We start from the raw sequence: 21,441 nt of genomic DNA, 5'->3' as shown, positions 1-21,441 counted from the left end.
TTCGACTACAGGACCGGGCCTCGCGGCAGAGCTTTGTGTCATTCCAGCGCGTCATGCGCATCGCGTGTCGTGTTGCGTTGGAATGACATACACCCCTCTTTTCGCGCGGTTCCGGTCATCGCTTGGCTTCGCCGTTTTTTCAGCGCGTGCACGGGCTCCGGATGCTCTGGAGTCCACGACAACACGCTCGAACAAGCGCGAGGCATAACGAAGAAGGAGTGAGAATGTTTAAAAAGATCGTCAAGGAATTCAAGTGGGGACAACACAACGTACGCCTGGAAACAGGTGAAATCGCGCGCCAGGCAAGCGGCGCCGTGATCGTTGATATTGAAGATACCGTGGTGCTCGCGACGGTTGTCGGCGCGAAGACGGCAAAGCCGGGCCAGGATTTCTTCCCGTTGACCGTCGATTATCTGGAAAAGACCTACGCAGCCGGCAAGATCCCGGGTGGTTTCTTCCGTCGCGAAGGCCGTCCGTCGGAAGGCGAAACGCTGATCTCGCGCCTGATCGATCGTCCGTTGCGCCCGTTGTTCCCGGAAGGCTATTACAACGAAGTCCAGGTCGTGATTCACGTGCTGTCACTGAATCCCGATGTGCCCGCCGACATCCCCGCGCTGATCGGCGCGTCGGCCGCGCTGGCTATCTCCGGCCTGCCGTTCAACGGCCCGGTGGGTGCTGCCCGCGTCGCGTATATCAACAACGAATTCGTCCTGAACCCGACGCGTCCGCAAATGAGGGAATCGGCGCTCGATTTGATCGTCGCCGGTACGGAACGCGCGGTGCTGATGGTGGAATCGGAAGCGCAGCAACTGACCGAAGAAGTCATGCTGGCCGCTGTTGTGTTCGGTCACGATCAGATGCAAATCGCTATCGACGCGATCCATGAACTGGTTGCCGAAGGTGGCAAGCCGGAATGGGATTGGGCGCCGGCACCGAAGAACGAGCCGCTGATCGCTCGTGTAGCTGAACTCGCTCAAGCCGATCTGAATGCCGTGTACCAGATCCGCGACAAATCGGCTCGCACCGCAAAGCTGAAGGAAGTCTACGCATCGACGACCGCAAAGCTGACCGAAGAAGCCGTTGCCAAGGGCGAAACGCCCGCTGACAAGGCGACCATCGGCAACGTGCTGTTCGACATCGAAGCGAAGATCGTCCGTACGCAGATCCTGAACGGCGAACCGCGTATTGACGGCCGCGACACCCGCACCGTCCGTCCGATCGAAATCCGTACCGGCGTGCTGCCGCGTACGCACGGTTCGGCGTTGTTCACGCGCGGCGAAACGCAAGCGCTCGTGATCGCGACGCTGGGCACGAAGGGCGACGAACAGAACATCGACGCGCTCGAAGGCGAGTATCGCGAACGCTTCATGCTTCACTACAACATGCCTCCGTTCGCGACCGGCGAAACGGGTCGCGTCGGTTCGCCGAAGCGCCGTGAAATCGGTCACGGCCGTCTGGCGAAGCGCGCATTGGTGGCAGTGCTGCCGAGCGCCGAGGAATTCGGCTACTCCATTCGCGTGGTATCGGAAATCACGGAATCGAACGGCTCTTCGTCGATGGCTTCGGTCTGCGGCGGCTGTCTCGCACTCATGGACGCTGGTGTGCCCATGAAGGCGCACGTCGCGGGTATCGCGATGGGCCTGATCCTCGAAGGCAACAAGTTCGCGGTGCTGACGGACATCCTGGGCGACGAAGATCACCTCGGCGACATGGACTTCAAGGTGGCGGGCACGGCGCAAGGCGTGACGGCACTGCAGATGGACATCAAGATCCAGGGCATCACGAAGGAAATCATGCAGGTGGCGCTCGCGCAGGCGAAGGAAGGCCGCATGCATATCCTGGGCAAGATGACGACCGCTGTTCCGGGTACGAACACGAACCTGTCGGACTACGCGCCGCGCATGATCACCATGAAGATCAATCCGGAGAAGATCCGCGACGTGATCGGCAAGGGCGGTTCGGTGATCCGTGCGTTGACCGAAGAAACCAACACGACCATCGATATTTCCGATGACGGCGTGGTGACTATCGCCAGCACGAGCAGCGAAGGCATGGCGGAAGCGAAGAAGCGCATTGAGAACATCACGGCTGAAGTGGAAGTGGGTCAGGTCTACGAAGGCCCGGTACTCAAATTGCTGGACTTCGGTGCAATCGTGAATATTCTTCCGGGTAAGGATGGTCTGCTGCACATCTCGGAAATCGTCAACGAGCGCATCAAGGACATCAACGACTACCTGAAGGAAGGCCAGATCGTGAAGGTCAAGGTCATCCAGACAGACGAAAAGGGTCGTGTTCGTTTGTCGGCGAAGGCTTTGCTGAATGAAGGCGGCGCGCCTATCGAACCGATCCAGCCGACGCAGCAGTAATGCGGTAAGTTCGAGTGGCCGGCGCGTGAAGGTCGCGCGCCGGCCATTTTTGAATGTGATGGTGCAATGTGATGGTTCGGATGTGATTCGATGTTATTGCGGGGTTCGGCTGAGTGAGCCCGCAATGCCATGGGGTTATGCATCGGTGTTACGCGCGTGTGACTTGAAGGGAACAAGCAGATGAAAGCCATCGAAATCACCGAGTTTGGCGCACCCGACGTACTGAAGCTGGGCGAGCGTCCGATGCCGGAGCCGAAGGCCGGCGAAGTGCTGATCAAGGTCGCGGCATCGGGCGTGAATCGTCCGGACGTGTTCCAGCGCAAGGGGGGTTATGCGCCGCCGCCGGGTGCGTCGGATCTGCCGGGGCTGGAGGTCGCGGGTGAGATCGTGCGCGGTGACTTCGATCCGAAGCACAATTCGTTCGGTTTGAAAGCAGGGGACCGCGTGTGTGCGCTGCTCGCGGGCGGCGGTTACGCCGAATACGCGTGCGCGCCGCTCGAGCAATGCCTGCCGGTGCCGAAGGGGTTGACGGATATCGAGGCGGCGTCGCTGCCGGAAACGTTCTTCACGGTCTGGAGTAACGTGTTCGAACGCGCGCATCTGGGCAAGGGCGAGAACGGCGCGGAAGAAACGTTGCTGATCCAGGGCGGGTCGAGTGGCATTGGCGTGACGGCTATCCAGATAGCAAAGGCGTTGGGGCATCGCGTGTTCGTGACGGCCGGAAACGACGAAAAGTGTCAGGCGTGCGAAAAGCTGGGTGCGGAACGCGCGATCAACTACAACACGGAAGATTTCGTTGACGTGGTGAAGTCGCTGACGAACGACCGCGGTGTCGATGTGATCCTCGACATGGTCGCCGGCGACTATCTTCCGCGCGAGCTGAAGGCGCTGGCCGACGGCGGCCGGGTGGTGGTCATCGCAACCCTGGGTGGTTCGAAGGCCGAGATCAACCTCAACGAAGTGCTGCGCCGCCGTCTGGTAATCACCGGGTCCACATTGCGGCCACGCTCGGTCACGTTCAAGGGCAGGGTCGCGGTGCAACTGAAGACGCAGGTGTGGCCGGAAATCGAAGCGGGACGGATCAAGCCTGTCATTCACCAGGTTTTCCCCGCCGATCAGGCCGCCGCCGCACACGCGTTGATGGAAGGTAGTACGCACATTGGCAAGATCATGCTGGACTGGAGTCAGGTCGCCTGATTCCGGACCCTGGAGTTGAAATGGGAGGCAGCTCAGATCACGTTGTTTGAGCGCGTGTTTGACCGTTTTCCGCCGCGCACAGTAAAATTGCATGTTGTGCTGGCGCGTTGCCTCCGAAAGTTCCAATTTTTCTATTTCAATGATCGGCAGCCTCGCTGCTACGACGAGACAAATGCCGAAAGAACAAGCCAAACGCGCCAAGCTGGTGGTCGGTAACTGGAAGATGCATGGCCGTCTGGCTGAGAACGCGGTCTTGATGCAAGCCGTGGCCGCCGGCGCCGCGACCTTGCAGAAGGGCGTGCGCACAGCGGTTTGCGTACCCACGCCGTATCTGGCGCAGGCGCAGGCGCTGCTGGGCGGATCGGTGGTCGCGTGGGGTGTCCAGGACGTGTCAGCCCACACGCAGGGCGCTTATACCGGCGAAGTCGCCGCAGGCATGGCGGCGGATTTTGATGCAACATTTGCGATCGTGGGTCACTCGGAGCGGCGCGCCTATCATGGCGAGCATTCGGACCTGGTCGCGGTGAAGGCGCAGCGAGCCTTGGAAGCGGGGCTGACGCCTATCGTGTGTGTGGGCGAAACGCTGGAACAACGTGACAAGGGTTTGACAGAACAAGTGGTCGGTACGCAACTGGAAGCGGTGTTGCGGGTGCTGAGCGAAGCCCAGGCGGCGAAGATCGTCGTGGCGTATGAGCCGGTCTGGGCGATCGGCTCGGGAAAAAGCGCGACGACAGCGCAGGCGCAACAGGTTCACGCATTCCTGCGGGCGCAACTGGTGGGCAAGAGCGCGGCAGTGGCGGACGTCCCGGTCTTGTACGGTGGCAGCGTCAAGCCGGAGAACGCGGAAGAGTTATTCGCTCAACAGGACATCGACGGCGGATTGATTGGCGGTGCATCGCTGAAGTCGAACGATTTCCTTGCGATTTGTCAGGCGGCACAAAACGTTTCGGTTTAATCGCCGAGTTTAAGCTTTCGAAAATGTAAGCATTAAAAGCATGACGCAACAGTGTCATGTGAACATTAAAAGAGTCGGGTGAACGGAATGCTGTATTTAAAGACTTTGATTATCGTCGTCCAGTTGTTGTCGGCGTTTGGTGTTATCGGGCTGGTATTGCTGCAGCACGGTAAGGGTGCCGACATGGGCGCGGCCTTCGGTAGTGGGGCGTCGGGAAGCCTGTTCGGGGCAACCGGTTCGGCCAACTTCCTGTCGCGTACAACAGCTGTGCTTGCAGCCGTGTTTTTCATCTCGACACTGACGTTGACGTACCTTGGCAGCTACAAGCCGGCGGCCTCCGCAGGCTTGCTGGGCGGGGCGGCAGTGACCGCGCCCGCAACCCATCCGGCAGTTGGCGCATCGGGGTCGGCAGCGGCTTCGGCACCTGTCGCATCGTCGGGTCCTGGCTCTGACGTTCCGAAATAATTTTTCGCCTGGATCGCTTTTTGTGCGTTGAACAAACTGGTTAACCCGGTTATAATTTTGTTCTTGAAGCGATTCCCGGCAATAAGAAGTTGTTTTTCCGGATTTCAAGACAGTGCCGACGTGGTGAAATTGGTAGACACGCTATCTTGAGGGGGTAGTGGCGAAAGCTGTGCGAGTTCGAGTCTCGCCGTCGGCACCAAAAGTTATCCAATGCCAGCCGCATGCATTGCTTCGGCTGGCATTGTCACTTCTGGCGAGTGAAAATCTGCTCAAGGTCTCTTGTGCAAGTTTCTCGGCTTTAGTTGAAAATCGGTCGGGCAGTCGTCCCGGCCGGCACACCAGATCAAACCGATTTGAGGATAGTCGTGAATCTCTCAGCCTATTATCCCGTCTTTCTGTTCCTTGTCGTAGGTACCGGTCTAGGTATTGCGCTGGTCAGCATCGGTAAGATCCTCGGTCCCAATAAGCCTGACACTGAAAAGAACGCGCCTTACGAGTGCGGCTTCGAGGCATTCGAAGACGCGCGTATGAAGTTCGATGTGCGTTACTATCTCGTCGCTATTCTGTTCATTATTTTCGATCTCGAGACCGCGTTCCTGTTTCCGTGGGGCGTTGCCCTGCGCGACATTGGCTGGCCCGGTTTCTTGTCAATGATGGTTTTTCTGCTCGAGTTTCTGCTTGGTTTTGCCTACATCTGGAGAAAGGGTGGGCTGGACTGGGAGTAACGGTATAACGGGCGGGTTGAAGATCACCGGATTGCTGGGCGGCTATGGCTGGCTGCTCATCTGGAGTGAAAGCAAATGAGTATCGAAGGGGTCTTGAAGGAAGGGTTTGTCACCACCACGGCTGACAAACTGATCAACTGGACGCGCACGGGTTCGCTGTGGCCCATGACGTTCGGCTTGGCGTGTTGTGCGGTCGAGATGATGCACGCGGGCGCTGCCCGCTACGATCTGGACCGTTTTGGCGTCGTGTTTCGTCCGAGTCCGCGGCAGTCGGACGTGATGATCGTCGCCGGCACGCTATGCAACAAGATGGCGCCGGCACTGCGCAAGGTCTACGACCAGATGGCCGAGCCGCGCTGGGTCATCTCCATGGGTTCGTGCGCCAACGGCGGTGGTTACTACCACTATTCGTATTCGGTCGTGCGCGGATGTGACCGGATCGTACCGGTCGATGTCTACGTGCCCGGGTGTCCGCCGACGGCTGAAGCGCTGGTGTATGGCGTGATTCAGTTGCAGGCGAAGATTCGTCGCACCAGCACGATCGCTCGCCAGTAATTGTCGTTAGTATGTGCGCCGACAGGTCGTGGCGCACTCATGGCACAGATTAGGCGCGCCAGTCAGCGTTGTTGAAGTCCCTGAAGTCCCATTAAGCGTCACCAAGGCCAGAGCCTCCCCAATATGGCAAGCAAACTCGAGACCCTGAAAGCGAACCTCGAGGCGGCGTTCGGCGACCGCCTGCAAAGCATCACCGAGTCGCTCGGGCAACTGACCATCGTCGTCAAAGCGGCGAACTACGCCGACGTGATACTCAAGCTGCGCGACGACCGTTCGCTCGGCTTCGAACAACTCGTCGACCTGTGCGGCGTCGACTACTCCACGTACGGCGAAGGCGCCTACGAAGGCCCGCGTTTCGCGGCCGTCCTCCATCTTCTTTCGATCGCGAACAACTGGCGTCTGCGCGTGCGCGTGTTTGCACCGGACGACGAAGTGCCTATCGTTCCGTCGGCAGTCGATGTCTGGTCATCGGCGAACTGGTACGAGCGGGAAGCATTCGACCTGTTCGGTATCGTCTTCGAAGGCCACCCCGACCTGCGCCGCATTCTCACCGACTACGGTTTTATCGGCCATCCGTTCCGCAAGGACTTCCCGGTGTCGGGTTATGTCGAAATGCGTTACGACCCCGAAGAGAAGCGCGTCGTGTACCAGCCAGTGACGATCGAGCCGCGCGAAATCACGCCGCGCGTGATCCGCGAGGACCGCTATGGCGGTCTGAAACACTAAGAGAACTCCATGGCAGAGATCAAGAACTACACGCTCAATTTCGGTCCGCAACACCCGGCCGCGCACGGTGTGCTGCGCCTCGTGCTGGAACTGGACGGCGAAGTGATTCAGCGCGCCGATCCGCATATCGGCCTGCTGCATCGCGCGACTGAAAAGCTCGCGGAATCGAAGACCTTCATTCAGTCCGTACCGTACATGGACCGTCTCGACTATGTGTCGATGATGGCCAACGAGCACGGCTACGTGTTGGCGATCGAGAAGCTGCTCGGCATCGACATCCCCATTCGCGCGAAATATATCCGCGTGCTGTTCGACGAAATTACGCGCGTGCTGAACCACCTGATGTGGATCGGCTCGCACGCGCTCGACGTCGGCGCCATGGCGGTTTTTCTGTATGCGTTCCGCGAACGTGAAGACCTGATGGACGTGTACGAAGCGGTCTCCGGCGCACGGATGCACGCAGCGTATTACCGTCCGGGCGGCGTATATCGCGACCTGCCTGACGCAATGCCGCAATACAAAGCGTCGAAAATCCGCAATGCGAAGGCGTTGTCACGGATGAACGAAACCCGTCAGGGTTCGTTGCTCGATTTTATCGAAGAGTTTTTCGGCCGGTTTCCGAAGTGCGTCGACGAGTACGAGACGCTGCTGACCGACAACCGTATCTGGAAGCAGCGGCTGGTGGGTATCGGCGTGGTCAGTCCTGAGCGCGCGTTGCAGCTCGGCATGACCGGCGCGATGCTGCGCGGCTCGGGCATTGAGTGGGATTTGCGCAAGAAGCAGCCGTACGAAGTCTATGATCAGCTCGACTTTGACATTCCGGTCGGCGTGAACGGCGACTGCTACGACCGTTATCTCGTGCGCGTGGAAGAAATGCGTCAGTCCACTCGCATCGCGAAACAATGTATTGACTGGCTTCGTAAGAATCCAGGCCCGGTGATGGTCGACAATCACAAGATTGCGCCGCCGTCGCGCGTGGGCATGAAGACCAACATGGAAGAGCTGATTCACCATTTCAAGCTCTTCACGGAAGGTTTTCACGTTCCCGAAGGCGAGACCTACGCGGCAATCGAGCATCCGAAGGGCGAGTTCGGTATCTATCTGATTTCGGATGGCGCGAACAAGCCGTATCGGCTGAAGATTCGTGCTCCGGGTTATGCGCATCTTGCTTCACTCGACGAAATGGCTCGCGGTCACATGATTGCGGACGCGGTGACGATCATCGGCACGCAGGACATCGTGTTCGGTGAGATCGATCGCTGACATGCAGTCGCCAGGATTCTGCGCCGCACCACGCCGGCATGCACGCGCAATAGCGCTGAGCACGCCGGCGAACCAACAACAGCAGGACGCCAGGTCTGCCGCAAAAGAAGGGCGCGGCGGGTTTTCGTTCGGTAGGAACTGAAAGAGTCGTGTCTGAAATGATCTCAGCTGAAGGCCTGAAAGAAATCGATCGCGCGATCGCGAAATATCCCGTGGACCAGAAACAGTCCGCGGTGATGTCGGCGTTGACCGTCGCTCAGGAAGAGCACGGCTGGCTATCGCCGGAACTGATGCAGTTCGTGGCCGACTACCTCAGCATGCCCGCCGTGGCCGTGCAGGAGGTGGCGACGTTCTACACCATGTACAACACCTCGCCGGTCGGCAAATACAAGATCACGCTCTGTACGAACTTGCCGTGCCAACTCGGTCCGGACGGCGGCTCCGAAAGCGCTGCTGAATACCTGAAGCAAAAGCTCGGCATCGACTTTGGCGAAACCACCGCCGACGGCAAATTCACCTTGAAAGAAGGCGAATGTTTCGGCGCGTGCGGCGATGCCCCCGTGTTGCTCGTGAACAATCACCGTATGTGCAGTTTCATGAGTCGCGAGCGGATCGACACGCTCCTCGAGGAACTATCGAAATGACGTCTCTTCACGACCGCCACATCCAGCCCCTGATTCTCGCCGGCCTCAACGGCGACAACTGGCACCTCGAAGATTATGTGGCGCGCGGCGGTTACGCCCAGCTGCGCCGCATTCTTGAAGAAAAAATTCCGCAAGAGCAGGTCATTGCCGACGTCAAGGCGTCCGGCTTGCGTGGCCGCGGCGGTGCGGGTTTCCCGACCGGCCTCAAGTGGAGCTTCATGCCGCGTCAGTTCCCGGGGCAGAAGTACCTCGTCTGCAACTCGGACGAAGGCGAACCGGGCACGTTCAAAGACCGTGACATCCTGCGCTGGAATCCGCATTCGCTGATCGAAGGCATGGCGATTGGCGCCTATGCAATGGGCATCACGGTCGGCTACAACTATATTCACGGCGAGATTTTCGAGGTCTACAAGATCTTCGAACAGGCGCTTGAAGAAGCGCGTGTGGCGGGTTATCTCGGTGCGAATATTCTGGGTTCGGGCTTCTCGTTCGAACTGCATGCGCATCATGGTTACGGCGCGTATATTTGCGGCGAAGAAACTGCATTGCTCGAGTCGCTGGAAGGCAAGAAAGGCCAGCCGCGCTTCAAGCCGCCGTTCCCGGCGAGCTTCGGCGTGTACGGCAAGCCGACCACGATCAACAACACCGAAACGTTCGCGGCCGTGCCGTTCCTGTTGGCTATTGGCCCGCAGAAGTATCTCGAGATCGGCAAGCCGAACAACGGCGGCACGAAGATCTTCTCGGTTGCCGGCGACGTCAATCGTCCGGGCAACTTCGAAGTGCCGCTCGGTACATCGTTCGCCACCTTGCTCGATCTGGCTGGCGGTGTGCGCGGCAAGTCGGTGAAAGCGGTGATCCCGGGCGGATCGTCGGCACCGGTGATTCCGGGCGAGATCATGTTGAACACCGACATGGACTACGACGCCATCGCGAAAGCCGGGTCAATGCTCGGTTCGGGCGCCGTGATCGTGATGAACGAAACGCGCTGCATGGTGCGTTCGCTGCTGCGTCTTTCGTATTTCTATTACGAAGAATCATGTGGTCAATGCACGCCTTGCCGTGAAGGTACGGGCTGGCTGTATCGCGTGGTGCATCGGATCGAACATGGACTCGGGCGCAAGGAAGACCTGGATCTGCTGAACTCGGTCGCCGAAAACATCATGGGTCGCACCATCTGTGCTCTCGGCGACGCGGCGGCCATGCCGGTGCGCGGCATGCTGAAGCACTTCTGGGACGAATTTGAATATCACGTCGAGCATAAACATTGTCTCGTCGACGGACACGCGCATCATGCGCACACGTCCGAAGCGCTTACCGCGTGATCAGTGATCAGGCCAAGGACCATTCCCCATCATGGTTGAACTAGAAATCGACGGCAAAAGTGTAGAAGTGCCTGAAGGCAGCATGGTGATCCAGGCTGCGCATAAGGTCGATACCTACATTCCGCACTTTTGCTATCACAAGAAGCTGTCGATCGCGGCGAACTGCCGGATGTGCCTGGTCGAAGTCGAGAAAATGCCGAAGGCGGTTCCCGCCTGTGCCACGCCGGTATCGGCGGGCATGATCGTGCGCACGAAATCGGACAAGGCCGTGAAGGCGCAGCAGTCCGTGATGGAATTCCTGCTGATCAATCACCCACTCGATTGCCCGATCTGCGACCAGGGCGGCGAATGCCAGTTGCAGGATCTGGCCGTGGGTTACGGCAAGTCGCAATCGCGCTACAACGAAGAAAAGCGCGTGGTGTTCCACAAGAACGTCGGACCGCTGATCTCGATGGAAGAAATGACGCGCTGCATCCATTGCACGCGTTGCGTCCGTTTCGGTCAGGAAGTGGCCGGCGTGATGGAACTCGGCATGCTGGGTCGTGGCGAGCACTCGGAAATTACGTCGTTCGTCGGCAAGACGGTGGACTCGGAACTGTCGGGCAACATGATCGACCTGTGCCCGGTCGGCGCGTTGACGAGCAAGCCGTTCCGCTACAGCGCCCGTACGTGGGAGTTGTCGCGCCGCAAGTCGATCAGCCCGCACGATTCCGTCGGCGCGAACCTGGTCGTGCAAGTGAAGAACAACCGCGTGATGCGCGTTCTGCCGATGGAAAACGAAGCCATCAACGAATGCTGGATCTCGGACAAGGATCGTTTCTCGTACGAATCGCTGAACAGCGACGAACGTCTCACGCAGCCCATGCTGAAGCAGGGCGGCAAGTGGATCGAGACCGACTGGCAAACGGCGCTGGAATACGTGGCGAAGGGTATCAAGGGCATTACGGCCGATCACGGCGCGAACCAGATCGCTGCCCTGGCTACGCCCCATAGCACCGTCGAAGAACTGTATCTGCTGAAGCAATTTGCTGAAGGCGTGGGTACACCGAACGTCGACTTCCGCTTGCGTCAGAGCGACTTCTCGGCGCCGGTGTCGGACAGCGCGCCGTGGCTTGGTGTGAAGATCGCAGACCTGACGAATATCGACACGGCGTTTGTAGTCGGTTCGTTCCTGCGTCGCGATCATCCGTTGTTCGCGGCACGTCTGCGTCAGGCGGCCAAGGGCGGCGCGAAGCTCACGTTCCTGAACGCGACCAATGATGACTCGCTGATTCCGGCTGCGCATCGCGTGGTTGCGGCGCCGTCGGAATGGCTCGATCGCCTCGGCAGTCTGGCTGCTGCGGTAGCCGAAGCACGAGGCGTCGCAGTGCCGGAAGCGTTCGCTTCACACGAAGCGTCGGCGGCGGCGAAGGACATTGCCGCGTCGTTGTCGGCGGGTGACAAGCGCGTGGTGTTGCTCGGCAACAGCGCGGTTCAGCATCCGCAGTTCGCGCAGATCCAGGCGGTATGCCAGTGGATCGCGGACAGCACCGGCGCCACGCTGGGTTATCTGACGGAAGCGGCCAATACAGTTGGCGCGCATCTCGTCGATGCACTGCCGGGCGAAGGCGGTCTGAACGCACGTGAAGTATTCGAGCAGCCGCGCAAGGGTTATGTGCTGTTCAACGTCGAACCCGCATTCGATACCGCTAACCCAGCTCTTGCGCTGGCCGCATTGAAGCAGGCGGAAATGGTCGTCGCGCTGTCGGCCTTCAAGCATGGCGCCGACTACGCCGACGTGCTGCTGCCGATCGCACCGTTCACGGAAACATCGGGCACGTTCGTCAACGCTGAAGGCACCGCGCAGACGTTCAACGGCGTGGTGCGTCCGCTGGGCGAAACGCGTCCGGGCTGGAAAGTCCTGCGCGTGCTGGGCAGCATCCTCGGGCTGAAGGGTTTCGAATTCGATACCGCCGAAGAAGTCCGCGACGCGGCATTGGGCACGGGCGATCTGACGGCGCGTCTGTCGAACAAGACGAACGTGGCGATCAAAGCGGTTGCGAAAGCGGCTCAGCCTAAGGAAGGCAGCTACGAACGTCTCGCCGACACGCCGATTTATCACGCCGACGCATTGTCGCGTCGTGCTGAATCGTTGCATCTGACGACTGCCGCGCGCGACGCGAATGTAGTTGCGCTGCCGACGTCGCTGTTCGAGAAACTCGGTCTGAAAAACGGCGACGCAGTACGCGTCGCCCAAGGTGATCTCGCGGTGGTCCTGCCGGCAGTTCGCGATGCGAACCTGGCGGAAAGCGTGGTGCGTGTATCGGCAGGAACGTCGGCCGGTGCAGCGCTCGGGGCTCTGTTCGGTGAACTGGTAGTGGAGAAGGCGTAAATGGGCTTGTTCGATACGATCAACGCAGGCGGGACGCAGATTCTCGGCGTCGCCTGGCCGACGGTGTGGGCGCTAGTCCGCATTCTCGTGGTCTCGGTGGTGATCCTGCTGTGCGTGGCGTACCTGATTCTGTGGGAACGCAAGCTCATCGGCTGGATGCACGTTCGTCTCGGCCCGAATCGCGTGGGTCCGCTCGGTCTGTTGCAGCCGATCGCCGACGTGCTGAAGCTGCTGCTGAAGGAAGTGATTCAGCCGACGCAAGCCAGTCGCTGGATCTACCTGATCGCGCCAATCATGACCGTGGTGCCGGCGTTTGCGGTGTGGGCGGTGATTCCGTTCCAGGCGAAAGCGGTGCTCGGCGACATCAACGCGGGCTTGCTCTACGTGATGGCGATTTCGTCCGTCGGCGTGTACGGCGTGATCCTCGCCGGCTGGGCGTCGAACTCGAAGTACGCTTTCCTTGGCGCAATGCGCGCGGCAGCGCAAATGGTCTCGTACGAAATCTCGATGGGCTTCGCGCTCGTCGTCGTGCTGATGGTCACGGGCAGCCTGAATATGTCGGCCATCGTGGTGTCGCAGGAACAGGGCATCTTCGCGAACTGGGGTATCAACTTCCTCTCGTGGAACTGGTTGCCGCTGCTGCCCATGTTCGTTGTGTACTTCGTGTCGGGCATTGCTGAAACGAACCGTCACCCGTTCGACGTGGTGGAAGGCGAGTCGGAGATTGTCGCGGGCCACATGATCGATTATTCGGGCATGGCGTTCGCGCTGTTCTTCCTCGCCGAATACATCAACATGATCGTGATCTCGGCAATTGCAACCACGCTGTTCCTCGGCGGCTGGAGCGCACCGTTTGGTTTTCTGTCCTTCATCCCGGGCATTTTCTGGTTCGTGCTGAAGATCTTCTTCCTGCTGTCGGTGTTCATCTGGGCCCGTGCGACGTTCCCGCGTTATCGCTACGACCAGATCATGCGTCTCGGCTGGAAAATCTTTCTGCCGGTGTCGGTGGTGTGGGTGGTCGTGGTCGGGTTCTGGATCATGTCGCCGCTGAACATCTGGAAATAATGGGCGGATGAAATAACCATGAACGCACTACAGAATTTCTTCAAAACGTTTTTCCTGACCGAGTTGCTGAAGGGTCTGGCGCTGACAGGCGGTTACCTGTTCCAGCGCAAGGTCACTGTTCAGTTCCCGGAAGAGAAGACCCCGATCTCCCCGCGTTTCCGTGGCCTGCATGCATTGCGCCGATACGAAAATGGCGAAGAGCGTTGCATCGCGTGCAAGTTGTGCGAGGCTGTGTGCCCGGCGCTTGCCATCACGATTGAATCGGAAACACGCGCTGACAACACACGCCGTACCACGCGTTATGACATCGACCTGACCAAGTGCATCTTCTGCGGTTTCTGCGAAGAAAGCTGCCCGGTTGATTCGATCGTCGAAACGCACATCCTCGAGTATCACGGCGAGAAGCGCGGCGACCTGTATTTCACGAAAGACATGTTGCTCGCAGTAGGCGACCGTTATGAAACGGAGATTGCTGCTGCGAAAGCGGCTGATGCGCCTTATCGGTAAGACGCGGTAAAAACGCAATAAAGCGGAGCGGGGCAGAGCAAGCTGAACACCGCCGCGCCCCTTGCTGTTCCTGCATTTGAATTGACCTGCTGTTCCGGCCCGCGCGCCAAGCTTGTAGGTTGCGTTCTTAAAAAACGCGACACGGCGTGCTTGTGTCAAAACACAAAGCCTAACGATGAACCGGTAATCATGGAATTCACGACCGTACTGTTTTACATCTTCGCGCTGCTGCTGGTTGTCTCGGCGTTGAAGGTGATCACTTCGCGCAATCCGGTGGCGTCCGCCTTGTTCCTCGTGCTCGCGTTCTTCAACGCGGCCGCGATCTGGATGCTGCTTGAAGCCGAATTCCTCGCCATTCTGCTGGTTCTCGTCTACGTCGGCGCGGTGATGGTGCTGTTCCTGTTCGTGGTGATGATGCTGGACATCAACCTCGACGTGCTGCACGGCGACTTCAAGAAGTTCGTGCCTATAGCGAGCATCGTGGGCGCGATCATCATCATAGAAACCGCGCTGATTCTTTGGCACGGTTACGGCGCGACGGTTACGCCGGTGCGCGACGCGATGCTGGTCAACGGGGTCGGTTCCGGCGTGGGCCCGAACGCGGTGATGTCGAACACGCAGCTGATCGGCAAGGTCATCTACACCGACTATATCTTCGCGTTTGAAATCGCCGGCCTGATCCTGCTGGTGGCCATTATCGCGGCTGTCTCGCTGACGGTTCGGGAGAAGAAGGACAGCAAGCGCCAGCGCATCAGCGACCAGGTCAAGGTGCGCGCGAAAGATCGCGTGCGGATCGTCAAGATGAAGTCCGAGAAAGAAGCGCCGGACGCCACGACCAATCCGCCCGTGACCGGCAATGCCGGCGCCGGCACGGTCGACAACAAAGGCTGAGGAGAAAAATAACCATGTTGAGTCTTGCCCATTACCTTGTGCTTGGCGCGATCCTGTTCGCGATCAGCATCGTCGGCATTTTTCTGAATCGACGTAACATCATCATCATCTTGATGGCGATCGAATTGATGCTGCTGGCGGTCAACACGAACTTCGTCGCCTTCTCGCATTATCTCGGCGACATCCACGGACAGATCTTCGTGTTCTTCGTGCTGACGGTCGCGGCGGCTGAAGCCGCAATCGGCCTCGCTATCCTGGTCACATTGTTCCGCAGTCTCGACACGATCAACGTCGAAGACCTCGATCAGCTCAAAGGTTAATTTCAGGCAAGACAGATATGTCCACGACACTCAATGAAAACCTTCTGCTCACGATTGCGCTGGCGCCACTTGCCGGTTCGCTGATCGCCGGCCTGTTCGGCTGGAAGATCGGGCGCAAGGCTTCGCACCGCATCACGATCCTCGGCGTGATGATCTCGTTCGTGCTCTCCTGCTTCGTCCTGGTCGACGTGATGCAGGGCGCGAGCTTCAACGCGACCATCTACGAATGGATGACGGTCGGTCCGCTGAAGATGGAGATCGGCTTCCTGGTCGACTCGCTCACCGCGATGATGATGGTGATCGTCACCTTCGTCTCGCTGATGGTGCACATCTACACGATCGGCTACATGGCCGACGAGAAAGTGGGCTACGAGCGCTTCTTCTCATACATCTCGCTCTTCACGTTCTCCATGCTGATGCTCGTGATGAGCAACAACTTCCTGCAGTTGTTCTTCGGCTGGGAAGCGGTGGGTCTCGTGTCGTACCTGCTGATCGGCTTCTACTTCACGCGTCCGACGGCCATCTACGCGAACATGAAGGCGTTCATCGTGAACCGCGTGGGCGACTTCGGATTTTTGCTCGGCATCGGTTTGTTGCTGGCGTTTGCGGGTTCGCTGAATTACGGCGATGTGTTCGCTCACCGTACCGCGCTGGCCGGCATGACGTTCCCGGGCACCGACTGGGGTTTGCTGACCGTTGCCTGTATCTGCCTGTTTATCGGCGCGATGGGTAAGTCGGCGCAGTTCCCGCTGCACGTGTGGCTGCCGGACTCCATGGAAGGCCCGACGCCGATCTCGGCGCTGATCCACGCGGCAACCATGGTGACGGCCGGTATTTTCATGGTCACACGCATGTCGCCGCTGTTCGAGTTGTCGGATTCGGCGTTGTCGTTCGTGACGGTGATCGGCGCGATCACGGCGCTGTTCATGGGCTTTCTTGGTGTGGTGCAGAACGACATCAAGCGCGTGGTGGCTTACTCCACGCTCTCGCAACTCGGTTACATGACGGTGGCGCTCGGCGTCTCCGCTTACCCGGTGGCGGTGTTTCACCTGGCGACGCATGCGTTCTTCAAAGCGCTGCTGTTCCTTGGCGCGGGTTCGGTGATCATCGGCATGCACCACGACCAGGACATGCGCAACATGGGCGGCCTGCGTAAATACATGCCGATCACGTGGATCACGTCGCTGATTGGTTCGCTGGCGCTGATCGGTACGCCGTTCTTCTCAGGCTTCTATTCGAAGGATTCGATCATCGATGCCGTGAAGGCCTCGCACATCGCCGGCTCGGGTTTCGCGTATTTCGCGGTGGTGGCAAGCGTGTTCGTCACGGCGCTGTATTCGTTCCGTATGTACTTCCTGGTGTTCCACGGCAAGGAGCGCTTCCGCGGTCCGAAGCATCCGGAAAGCCCGATGGCGATCGAGGCGGCGGCGCACGCGCACGACTCGCATGGTCACGATAGTCACGATTCACACGGTCATGACCACGCGCATGTTCCGCACGAAACACCGTGGGTCATCACGCTTCCGCTGATCCTGCTGGCGATTCCGTCGGTGATCATCGGTGCAATCGCGATCGGTCCCATGTTGTTCGGCGACTTCTTCGCGCATGGCGTGGTGTTCGACAAGGTGATCTTCATCGGCGAAAACCATCCGGCGCTGCATGAAATGGCCGAGGAATTCCACGGCTGGTTTGCGATGGGCCTGAGTTCAGTCGAGGGCTTGCCGGTGTGGCTGGCGCTCGCTGGCGTGGTGGTGTCGTGGTTCCTGTACTGGAAGCGCACGGATTTGCCGGGCGTGATCAAGCAACGCTTCCTGCCGATCTGGACCTTGCTCGACAACAAGTACTACCTCGACAAGATCAATGAAGTCGTATTTGCAAAGGGCGCGGTCGCCATTGGCCGCGGACTCTGGAAAGAGGGCGATGTCGCGGTTATCGACGGCATCGTCAACGGTCTCGCGAAGTTCGTCGGCTGGTTTGCCGGTGTGATTCGCTTCCTTCAATCCGGTTACATCTATCACTACGCGTTCGCCATGATCATTGGCATGTTGGGGCTCTTGACCCTGTTTGTAACGCTCGGCGGCAAATAAGGCGGGGACACCTATCTATGCACTCTTTACCCATTCTTAGTCTCGCGATCTGGACGCCGATCATTGTCGGCATCCTGGTACTGGCAATAGGCAATGACAGCAATCCGGGACCTTCGCGCTGGCTTGCGCTGATCGGCTCGATTCTTGGGCTGGTCGTCACCATTCCCCTGATTACCGGCTTCGACAACTCGTCGGCCGCGCTGCAGTTCGAAGAGAAGGCTGTCTGGATCGATCGCTTCAACATCTCGTATCACCTGGGTGTCGACGGTCTTTCCATGTGGTTCGTCGTCTTGACCGCGTTGATCACGGTGGTCACGATCATCAGCGCGTGGGAAGTCATCACGGTTCGCGTGGCGCAATACCTGGCCGCGTTCCTGATCTTGTCGGGCCTCATGATCGGCGTGTTCTCGACCGCCGACGGCATGTTGTTCTACGTCTTCTTCGAAGCGACGCTGATCCCGATGTACATCATCATCGGCGTGTGGGGTGGGCCGAACCGCGTGTATGCCGCGTTCAAGTTCTTCCTGTACACGCTGATGGGCTCGCTGCTGATGCTGATCGCGTTGCTGTACCTGTACACGCAGACGCACACGTTCGACATCGCTGCGTGGCACGCGCTGAAGATCGGTTTCACGCCGCAGATATTGCTGTTCATCGCGTTCTTCCTGGCCTTCGCCGTGAAGGTGCCGATGTGGCCGGTCCACACGTGGTTGCCTGACGCCCACGTGGAAGCGCCGACGGGTGGCTCGGTCGTGCTGGCCGCGATCATGCTGAAGCTCGGGGCCTACGGTTTCATCCGCTTCTCGCTGCCTATTGCGCCCGATGCCAGTCATTTCCTGGCGCCGGTGGTGATCACGTTGTCCTTGATCGCAGTGATCTACATCGGCTTCGTGGCGCTGGTGCAGGAAGACATGAAGAAGCTGGTGGCGTATTCATCGATTGCGCACATGGGCTTCGTCACGCTGGGTTTCTTCATCTTCAGCACGCTCGGCATGGAAGGCGCGATCATCCAGATGATCTCGCACGGCTTTGTCTCAGGCGCGATGTTCCTGTGTATCGGCGTGCTGTACGACCGTATGCATTCGCGCCAGATTGCGGACTACGGCGGTGTGGTCAACGTCATGCCGAAGTTCGCCGCGTTCGCCATGCTGTTCGCGATGGCCAACTGCGGCTTGCCGGGTACCTCAGGTTTCGTTGGTGAATTCATGGTGATTCTGGCTGCCGTGAAGTTCAACTTCTGGATCGGTTTCCTGGCTGCCTTCACGCTGATTCTCGGCGCGGCTTACACGCTGTGGATGTACAAGCGTGTGCAGTTCGGCGCAATAGCGAACGAGCACGTGGCGAAGCTGAAGGACATCAACAAGCGCGAATTCTTCATGCTCGCCGTGCTTGCCGTATTCACGCTGTACATGGGCCTGTATCCGAAGCCGTTCACCGACGTGATGCACGCATCCGTAGAAAATCTCCTCTCCCACGTCGCGCAGTCCAAACTGCCGCTGGCCCAGTAACGCGTGCGGAGGAAATAATAGATCATGCAAAACGCCCCCATGAGTGCCCTGTTACCCGATGGACTGTTGATGTTGATGGTCGTCGTGGCCTGGTTGAACGACACCATCTTCGGCGTGAAGAGCCGTCACACGACCTACCTGATTTCAGTTGTGTCGGCCATTGTGGTCGGTGTGTGGTTCGCCTTCCAGGCGCTCGATCCCACGCCGCATTACTACTTCACGCGCATGTACGTGGTCGATCCGTTTGCGAGCGCGATGAAAGCGGTCGTGACGCTCGGCTTCGCGGTATCGATCATCTATTCACGCAAGTATCTTGAAGATCGCGACCTGTTCCGCGGTGACTTCTTCCTGCTTGGCCTGTTCTCGCTGCTCGGCCAGTGCGTGATGATTTCCGGCAACAACTTCCTGACGCTGTATCTCGGCCTGGAATTGATGTCGCTGTCGTTGTACGCAGTGATCGCGTTGCGCAAGGACTCGCCGCAAGCCAACGAATCTGCGATGAAGTACTACGTACTTGGCGCGCTCGCTTCGGGTTTCCTGCTCTACGGCATCTCGATGCTTTACGGCGCGACCGGCTCGCTGGAACTGAACGAAGTCGCGAAAGCGATCGCAACGGGCCGCATCAACGACGCAGTCCTGTTGTTCGGCGTGATCTTCGTGGTGGCAGGCGTGGCGTTCAAGATGGGCGCGGTGCCGTTCCACATGTGGGTGCCTGACGTGTACCAAGGCGCACCGACCGCGATGACGCTGCTCACCGGCGGTGGCCCGAAGGCCGCGGCGTTTGCGTGGGGGCTGCGTTTCCTGGTGATGGCGCTGCTGCCGCTGGCGGTGGACTGGCAAGAGATGCTGGTGATCCTGGCCGCGTTGTCGCTGATCGTGGGTAACGTGACGGGTATCGTGCAGAAGAACATCAAGCGGATGCTGGCGTACTCGGCTATCTCGAACATGGGCTTCGTGCTGCTCGGCATGCTGGCAGGGGTGGTCGACGGCAAGGCTGACGGCGCTGCGAACGCATACAGCTCGGCGATGTTCTACAGCATCATCTATTTGCTGACCACGCTTGGCACCTTCGGCGTCGTCATGTTGCTGGCACGCAAGGATTTCGAAGCCGAAACGCTCGATGACTTCAAGGGCCTGAACCAGCGTAGCCCGGTGTTCGCATTCGTGATGATGATCATGATGTTCTCGCTCGCCGGCATTCCGCCGATGGTCGGCTTCTACGCGAAGCTTGCCGTGCTCGAGGCCACCATGAACGCCGGCCTGACGTGGCTCGCGGTGCTGGCTGTGATGTCGTCGCTGGTGGGTGCGTTCTATTACCTGCGTATCGTCAAGTTGATGTACTTCGATGCACCGACCGATACTTCGCCGATCATCGCGGACAACCTCAAGCGTGCGCTGCTCGCCTTCAACGGCCTGGCTGTGCTGGTGCTTGGCATTGTCCCCGGACCGCTGATGAACGCCTGCCTGGCCGCGATCACGCATACCTTGCCGTTCCAGTTGTAATGTCGGCAGCGGGCTGGTTTATCGTGTTGTTGGCGCTGGTCGGCGCTAACCTCCCGTTCGCGAATCAGCGTCTTTTCTCCGTCGTCTCGCTCAAGACGACGAAGAAAAACGGCTGGATTCGCATCGCGGAATTGATCGTGCTTTATTTTGTCGTGGGCGCGCTCGGCTTTATGCTTGAGGCGCGTGCGGGCAACCGCTTCGAGCAGGGCTGGCAGTTTTACGCCGTGACCTTCAGCCTGTTCCTGGTGCTCGCGTTCCCCGGCTTCACGTTCCAGTATCTCGTCAAGCGCCGCTGACGGCGACGGCCGTCGTGGCTTGATCCTCGTGTTTAACTCTAAAGTTGAGCGCGTCTCTTTCAAGGTGCACGATGGCTGACCAATCTCTCGATTTCCCCGACTCCGACGATGGCTTGCTCGAGAAGACGGTCGAGAGCAAGTTGCTGCATAAGGGCAAGTTCCTCACGCTCAAGATCGATACGGTCGAACTGCCCGACGGCAAGCACGCCACGCGCGAGTTCGTCGAACATCCGGGCGCCGTGATGATCCTGCCGCTGTTCGATGACGGCCGCGTGCTGCTTGAACGACAGTATCGATATCCGATCGCCAAGGTCCTGCTCGAATATCCCGCCGGCAAGATCGACCCGAACGAAAGCGAACTGGCGTGTGCAAAACGCGAGCTTCTTGAAGAAACCGGATATACAGCACGCGAGTGGTTTCTGCTGACGCGGATTCATCCGGTCATTTCCTACTCCACTGAATTCATCGACCTTTATTTGGCCCGCGGCTTGACCGCAGGCGAAAGCAAACTCGACGAGGGTGAATTCCTGGAGACGTTTATCGCGGACCGGTCGCAGATTTTTGAGTGGATCAAAAGTGGCCATATCAGCGACGTCAAGACGATCATCGGCAGCTTCTGGCTGGAAAAGGTGATGTCGGGTGAGTGGGCGTTAGGCGATCCGGTCAGCGACTGAA

At 59.0% G+C, this 21,441-nt stretch carries 20 protein-coding genes and 1 tRNA gene; all 21 read left to right on the top strand.

Annotated elements, in window-relative coordinates; all coding sequences use genetic code 11:
* Nucleotides 1–218 precede the first annotated feature (218 nt).
* The 21 genes from pnp (at nucleotide 219) to ACSQ36_RS12495 (ending at nucleotide 21,440) form a co-directional block, all read left to right on the top strand.
* Nucleotides 219–2,366, top strand: a complete 2,148-nt coding sequence (pnp, locus tag ACSQ36_RS12595; protein WP_436182130.1) for a polyribonucleotide nucleotidyltransferase — start codon at nucleotides 219–221, stop codon at nucleotides 2,364–2,366.
* Nucleotides 2,367–2,546: 180 nt separating this feature from the next.
* Entirely contained in the window at nucleotides 2,547–3,563 is a 1,017-nt protein-coding gene (locus ACSQ36_RS12590) for an NAD(P)H-quinone oxidoreductase (protein WP_436182129.1), read from the top strand.
* Nucleotides 3,564–3,735: 172 nt separating this feature from the next.
* Nucleotides 3,736–4,518 (top strand): triose-phosphate isomerase, encoded by a 783-nt coding sequence (gene tpiA / locus ACSQ36_RS12585; protein ID WP_436182128.1) that lies wholly within the window; start codon nucleotides 3,736–3,738, stop codon nucleotides 4,516–4,518.
* Nucleotides 4,519–4,605: 87 nt separating this feature from the next.
* Nucleotides 4,606–4,983 (top strand): preprotein translocase subunit SecG, encoded by a 378-nt coding sequence (gene secG / locus ACSQ36_RS12580; protein ID WP_213767378.1) that lies wholly within the window; start codon nucleotides 4,606–4,608, stop codon nucleotides 4,981–4,983.
* A 114-nt stretch (nucleotides 4,984–5,097) separates the two neighbouring features.
* A tRNA-Leu gene (locus ACSQ36_RS12575) sits at nucleotides 5,098–5,182 on the top strand.
* 166 nt (nucleotides 5,183–5,348) lie between these two features.
* Nucleotides 5,349–5,708 (top strand): NADH-quinone oxidoreductase subunit A, encoded by a 360-nt coding sequence (locus ACSQ36_RS12570; RefSeq protein ID WP_213767377.1) that lies wholly within the window; start codon nucleotides 5,349–5,351, stop codon nucleotides 5,706–5,708.
* A gap of 75 nt (nucleotides 5,709–5,783) precedes the next feature.
* The gene (locus tag ACSQ36_RS12565) at nucleotides 5,784–6,263 is read left to right on the top strand and encodes a NuoB/complex I 20 kDa subunit family protein (protein ID WP_027819582.1); all 480 of its coding nucleotides are present in this window, start codon (nucleotides 5,784–5,786) and stop codon (nucleotides 6,261–6,263) included.
* A 123-nt stretch (nucleotides 6,264–6,386) separates the two neighbouring features.
* A complete protein-coding gene (locus ACSQ36_RS12560) occupies nucleotides 6,387–6,989 on the top strand; it encodes an NADH-quinone oxidoreductase subunit C (RefSeq protein WP_436182127.1) in 603 nt (200 codons plus the stop codon).
* A gap of 9 nt (nucleotides 6,990–6,998) precedes the next feature.
* Nucleotides 6,999–8,252, top strand: coding sequence for an NADH-quinone oxidoreductase subunit D (locus ACSQ36_RS12555; RefSeq protein ID WP_089164957.1), 1,254 nt, complete (start codon nucleotides 6,999–7,001; stop codon nucleotides 8,250–8,252).
* A gap of 158 nt (nucleotides 8,253–8,410) precedes the next feature.
* Nucleotides 8,411–8,896: an NADH-quinone oxidoreductase subunit NuoE gene (gene nuoE / locus ACSQ36_RS12550; RefSeq protein ID WP_213767375.1), complete on the top strand. Its 486-nt coding sequence runs from the start codon at nucleotides 8,411–8,413 to the stop codon at nucleotides 8,894–8,896.
* A complete protein-coding gene (gene nuoF, locus ACSQ36_RS12545) occupies nucleotides 8,893–10,218 on the top strand; it encodes an NADH-quinone oxidoreductase subunit NuoF (RefSeq protein WP_436182126.1) in 1,326 nt (441 codons plus the stop codon). Before nuoE ends, nuoF begins: the two co-directional genes overlap by 4 nt.
* Before the next feature lie 31 nt (nucleotides 10,219–10,249).
* Nucleotides 10,250–12,589, top strand: coding sequence for an NADH-quinone oxidoreductase subunit NuoG (gene nuoG / locus ACSQ36_RS12540; protein ID WP_436182125.1), 2,340 nt, complete (start codon nucleotides 10,250–10,252; stop codon nucleotides 12,587–12,589).
* Nucleotides 12,590–13,654 (top strand): NADH-quinone oxidoreductase subunit NuoH, encoded by a 1,065-nt coding sequence (nuoH, locus tag ACSQ36_RS12535; protein WP_213767372.1) that lies wholly within the window; start codon nucleotides 12,590–12,592, stop codon nucleotides 13,652–13,654.
* Between the two features lie 18 nt (nucleotides 13,655–13,672).
* Nucleotides 13,673–14,161 (top strand): NADH-quinone oxidoreductase subunit NuoI, encoded by a 489-nt coding sequence (nuoI, locus tag ACSQ36_RS12530; RefSeq protein ID WP_050381450.1) that lies wholly within the window; start codon nucleotides 13,673–13,675, stop codon nucleotides 14,159–14,161.
* 189 nt (nucleotides 14,162–14,350) lie between these two features.
* The gene (locus ACSQ36_RS12525) at nucleotides 14,351–15,052 is read left to right on the top strand and encodes an NADH-quinone oxidoreductase subunit J (protein WP_213767371.1); all 702 of its coding nucleotides are present in this window, start codon (nucleotides 14,351–14,353) and stop codon (nucleotides 15,050–15,052) included.
* Between the two features lie 14 nt (nucleotides 15,053–15,066).
* Nucleotides 15,067–15,372 carry an NADH-quinone oxidoreductase subunit NuoK gene (gene nuoK / locus ACSQ36_RS12520; protein ID WP_158933863.1) on the top strand — a complete coding sequence of 102 codons (306 nt, stop codon included), beginning with the start codon at nucleotides 15,067–15,069 and terminating at the stop codon, nucleotides 15,370–15,372.
* Between the two features lie 17 nt (nucleotides 15,373–15,389).
* Entirely contained in the window at nucleotides 15,390–17,459 is a 2,070-nt protein-coding gene (gene nuoL, locus ACSQ36_RS12515; protein ID WP_436182124.1) for an NADH-quinone oxidoreductase subunit L, read from the top strand.
* Nucleotides 17,460–17,476: 17 nt separating this feature from the next.
* Entirely contained in the window at nucleotides 17,477–18,967 is a 1,491-nt protein-coding gene (locus ACSQ36_RS12510; RefSeq protein ID WP_213767369.1) for an NADH-quinone oxidoreductase subunit M, read from the top strand.
* 24 nt (nucleotides 18,968–18,991) lie between these two features.
* Nucleotides 18,992–20,470 carry an NADH-quinone oxidoreductase subunit NuoN gene (gene nuoN, locus ACSQ36_RS12505; protein WP_436182123.1) on the top strand — a complete coding sequence of 493 codons (1,479 nt, stop codon included), beginning with the start codon at nucleotides 18,992–18,994 and terminating at the stop codon, nucleotides 20,468–20,470.
* Nucleotides 20,470–20,766, top strand: coding sequence for a DUF2818 family protein (locus tag ACSQ36_RS12500; protein ID WP_213767367.1), 297 nt, complete (start codon nucleotides 20,470–20,472; stop codon nucleotides 20,764–20,766). Before nuoN ends, ACSQ36_RS12500 begins: the two co-directional genes overlap by 1 nt.
* Nucleotides 20,767–20,837: 71 nt before the next feature.
* Nucleotides 20,838–21,440, top strand: coding sequence for an NUDIX domain-containing protein (locus tag ACSQ36_RS12495; protein WP_436182122.1), 603 nt, complete (start codon nucleotides 20,838–20,840; stop codon nucleotides 21,438–21,440).
* The last annotated feature ends 1 nt before the right edge of the window (nucleotide 21,441 follow it).

This window comes from Caballeronia sp. LjRoot34, from assembly GCF_964253815.1.
GTDB lineage: Bacteria > Pseudomonadota > Gammaproteobacteria > Burkholderiales > Burkholderiaceae > Caballeronia.
This window is presented reverse-complemented; position numbering and strand designations above follow the sequence as displayed.

What these genes read in the sequence shown, in the direction of transcription:
- ACSQ36_RS12590 (WP_436182129.1), top strand. Translation starts at nt 2,547, where the DNA reads ATGAAAGCCATCGAAATCACCGAGTTTGGCGCACCCGACGTACTGAAG.
- tpiA (WP_436182128.1), top strand. Translation starts at nt 3,736, where the DNA reads ATGCCGAAAGAACAAGCCAAACGCGCCAAGCTGGTGGTCGGTAACTGG.
- secG (WP_213767378.1), top strand. Translation starts at nt 4,606, where the DNA reads ATGCTGTATTTAAAGACTTTGATTATCGTCGTCCAGTTGTTGTCGGCG.
- ACSQ36_RS12565 (WP_027819582.1), top strand. Translation starts at nt 5,784, where the DNA reads ATGAGTATCGAAGGGGTCTTGAAGGAAGGGTTTGTCACCACCACGGCT.
- ACSQ36_RS12560 (WP_436182127.1), top strand. Translation starts at nt 6,387, where the DNA reads ATGGCAAGCAAACTCGAGACCCTGAAAGCGAACCTCGAGGCGGCGTTC.
- ACSQ36_RS12555 (WP_089164957.1), top strand. Translation starts at nt 6,999, where the DNA reads ATGGCAGAGATCAAGAACTACACGCTCAATTTCGGTCCGCAACACCCG.
- nuoE (WP_213767375.1), top strand. Translation starts at nt 8,411, where the DNA reads ATGATCTCAGCTGAAGGCCTGAAAGAAATCGATCGCGCGATCGCGAAA.
- nuoF (WP_436182126.1), top strand. Translation starts at nt 8,893, where the DNA reads ATGACGTCTCTTCACGACCGCCACATCCAGCCCCTGATTCTCGCCGGC.
- nuoG (WP_436182125.1), top strand. Translation starts at nt 10,250, where the DNA reads ATGGTTGAACTAGAAATCGACGGCAAAAGTGTAGAAGTGCCTGAAGGC.
- nuoH (WP_213767372.1), top strand. Translation starts at nt 12,590, where the DNA reads ATGGGCTTGTTCGATACGATCAACGCAGGCGGGACGCAGATTCTCGGC.
- nuoI (WP_050381450.1), top strand. Translation starts at nt 13,673, where the DNA reads ATGAACGCACTACAGAATTTCTTCAAAACGTTTTTCCTGACCGAGTTG.
- ACSQ36_RS12525 (WP_213767371.1), top strand. Translation starts at nt 14,351, where the DNA reads ATGGAATTCACGACCGTACTGTTTTACATCTTCGCGCTGCTGCTGGTT.
- nuoK (WP_158933863.1), top strand. Translation starts at nt 15,067, where the DNA reads ATGTTGAGTCTTGCCCATTACCTTGTGCTTGGCGCGATCCTGTTCGCG.
- nuoL (WP_436182124.1), top strand. Translation starts at nt 15,390, where the DNA reads ATGTCCACGACACTCAATGAAAACCTTCTGCTCACGATTGCGCTGGCG.
- ACSQ36_RS12510 (WP_213767369.1), top strand. Translation starts at nt 17,477, where the DNA reads ATGCACTCTTTACCCATTCTTAGTCTCGCGATCTGGACGCCGATCATT.
- nuoN (WP_436182123.1), top strand. Translation starts at nt 18,992, where the DNA reads ATGCAAAACGCCCCCATGAGTGCCCTGTTACCCGATGGACTGTTGATG.
- ACSQ36_RS12500 (WP_213767367.1), top strand. Translation starts at nt 20,470, where the DNA reads ATGTCGGCAGCGGGCTGGTTTATCGTGTTGTTGGCGCTGGTCGGCGCT.
- ACSQ36_RS12495 (WP_436182122.1), top strand. Translation starts at nt 20,838, where the DNA reads ATGGCTGACCAATCTCTCGATTTCCCCGACTCCGACGATGGCTTGCTC.